At 62.8% G+C, this 1,765-nt stretch carries 5 protein-coding genes and 1 pseudogene; all 6 read right to left on the bottom strand.

Annotated elements, in window-relative coordinates; translation table 11 throughout:
• Positions 1 to 233, bottom strand: a pseudogene (locus ACGLWX_RS18285) (hypothetical protein); the annotation flags it as partial.
• The gene (locus ACGLWX_RS18280; protein WP_396241896.1) at positions 230 to 583 is read right to left on the bottom strand and encodes a hypothetical protein; all 354 of its coding nucleotides are present in this window, start codon (positions 581 to 583) and stop codon (positions 230 to 232) included. The gene ACGLWX_RS18280 and the pseudogene ACGLWX_RS18285, both read right to left, overlap by 4 nt.
• Complete coding sequence (locus ACGLWX_RS18275) at positions 580 to 876, bottom strand: hypothetical protein (protein ID WP_396241894.1); 297 nt, start codon at positions 874 to 876, stop codon at positions 580 to 582. The genes ACGLWX_RS18280 and ACGLWX_RS18275 overlap by 4 nt, the downstream gene beginning before the upstream one ends.
• Positions 869 to 991 carry a hypothetical protein gene (locus ACGLWX_RS18270; protein WP_396241892.1) on the bottom strand — a complete coding sequence of 41 codons (123 nt, stop codon included), beginning with the start codon at positions 989 to 991 and terminating at the stop codon, positions 869 to 871. Before ACGLWX_RS18270 ends, ACGLWX_RS18275 begins: the two co-directional genes overlap by 8 nt.
• 135 nt (positions 992 to 1,126) lie before the next feature.
• Complete coding sequence (locus ACGLWX_RS18265; protein WP_396241890.1) at positions 1,127 to 1,420, bottom strand: hypothetical protein; 294 nt, start codon at positions 1,418 to 1,420, stop codon at positions 1,127 to 1,129.
• Positions 1,401 to 1,661, bottom strand: a complete 261-nt coding sequence (locus ACGLWX_RS18260) for a hypothetical protein (RefSeq protein ID WP_396241888.1) — start codon at positions 1,659 to 1,661, stop codon at positions 1,401 to 1,403. The genes ACGLWX_RS18265 and ACGLWX_RS18260 overlap by 20 nt, the downstream gene beginning before the upstream one ends.
• Between the last annotated feature and the right edge of the window lie 104 nt (positions 1,662 to 1,765).

Genomic DNA, 1,765 nt, shown 5'->3' with positions numbered 1-1,765 from the left:
ACACCCTGGCGCTTCATGGCGGCGCCGGTGGATTTCGAGCGCTGGCCACCGTTGGGCACATGAAACGTCACATCGTAGAGCGTGCCCACCGGAGTGCCGCGCTGGCGCTCGCCGAGTAACCACCGGATCAGCACCGCCTGCTCCTGACCTTCCCAGTCGACCGGCCGTTTGCGGGGCGCAGTGCTGGCGCCAGAGGGGCCGAGTACGCGGCGGGGTTTGCGTGTTGTCGTCATGCCTCACCCCGCTGGGTTGTGTGTGTCTTTTTCGCCGACCAGAAAATGAAGCCCGCAGCGACCAGAAGAATGGGCATTGCCAAGGCGCCGTGATAAATCAGCCAGAAGATACCGCCCCACCGCGCTATCAAAAACAGCGCTCCAATGGGCCTTGGCCAAAGCCTGTTGACGCCATCAAACCCATAGGAGTGGCATAGCAAAGCTCCCAAAAGGAGCATGAGCACATACGGCCACGCCACAAACGATGCAATGTTGCCCAAGCCACCTTGGGCAACTGGATGCAGCCAGATGGATACAGTGCCCACCAACGTTACCGCCCGGCCCTGCAGCTGCTCGCCTTTAGTCGTCATGCCTCACCCCGCTGGCGCTGACCGCGCTCCCAGTTGCTGTAGTCCGCGACGATTCGGTCGAGCATTCCCCGCGCGTCGTCGTTGTGGTCGATCTCCGCACGGCTCTCCACGCCACAGGCACCGCGCAGCCATTCGGCACAGTCCTCGGGCGAGTGGGTGCCGTCCGGCAGGTGCTCGATATTCAGATTGCCCTTCTGGCGCCGGCGCTGGTCGAGGTAAAGACCAAACCGGGAATTGCTACACAGCACAGCGGCGCGCTTGGCGTACGGGCCGCCCTTGGGCTTATCAGTCATCGGAATTCTCCAGCGCCTCTTCGGGTCCACCCCACAAAATGCAAAGCACCGCGTAGAAAGCGGACAACAAGCCAACGCAGAAGCCAAAGAAAGCGCCGATCAAGAAAAGCGTCATGCCCGAGCCCTCCCGCGTTGGATCTTGCGCAGACACGATTTACACGCCGGCAGCGGTAGCCACGTGCCCGGCTCCTTGAACTCGCCCACGCCCCTGGGGTAGTGGCACTCGGGGCACACCCGGCGCCCCTGTATGCTATTCGACATGCTCACCCCCGGCAGCGGGCTCGAGGTGATAGCTACCCAGCAGCGGCACGGCCAGCGTCTCGCGCGCGCCAAACTCGGTCAGCCGGTACCGATCACCACCGCCGGCGGCGTACTCCTCGGAGACCAGCGCGTCACACGCCACGCGCACCTGGTGCAGCGAGACAGGCAGGCCATGGTCGTGCGCCAACTGCGCTAGGTACTCCGGCGCCGCCGGGCCGGTACGCGTCAGCAGGCGTAGCACGATGTTTTGATGATCGACGGGTTTAAGCGAACGCTTCGACATCGTGAGTGACCTCCTGCTCGGTTTCATCAGCGCTGGGGTCGTAACCATCGATGCGGCGCAGGCAAGATTCTTTGTGAAAGCTATTAGTGCTACTGACTCCCCAAAACACCCCGCTTGCGCCGTTGGATGCCACTACATAGTCGGGGCTCCTTTCGGTCACTATGCCAGAGGCCCCTATTAGTTTTGGGTCATTGGCATCCACAACGACCACCCGGCACCCCACCTCAATCGGCTTTTGCATCACCCACCTCCTCGCCATGCGCCAGCTCGCGCCCCTTGTCGGTCAGCGCCAGCAGCTGCCGCGCCGGTTTGTCGTTGGTCGTGCCGCTCACGGTCACCAGATCG

Source organism: Halomonas sp. HMF6819, from assembly GCF_044335525.1.
Taxonomy (GTDB): Bacteria; Pseudomonadota; Gammaproteobacteria; order Pseudomonadales; family Halomonadaceae; genus Vreelandella.
Note: the sequence above shows the minus strand (reverse complement) of the source record. Positions and strands in the feature narration are given on the sequence as shown.

Coding starts and splice junctions, on each gene's coding strand:
- ACGLWX_RS18275 (WP_396241894.1), bottom strand. CDS start 876: ATGACTGATAAGCCCAAGGGCGGCCCGTACGCCAAGCGCGCCGCTGTG.
- ACGLWX_RS18270 (WP_396241892.1), bottom strand. CDS start 991: ATGACGCTTTTCTTGATCGGCGCTTTCTTTGGCTTCTGCGTTGGCTTG.
- ACGLWX_RS18265 (WP_396241890.1), bottom strand. CDS start 1,420: ATGTCGAAGCGTTCGCTTAAACCCGTCGATCATCAAAACATCGTGCTA.
- ACGLWX_RS18260 (WP_396241888.1), bottom strand. CDS start 1,661: ATGCAAAAGCCGATTGAGGTGGGGTGCCGGGTGGTCGTTGTGGATGCC.
- ACGLWX_RS18280 (WP_396241896.1), bottom strand. CDS start 583: ATGACGACTAAAGGCGAGCAGCTGCAGGGCCGGGCGGTAACGTTGGTG.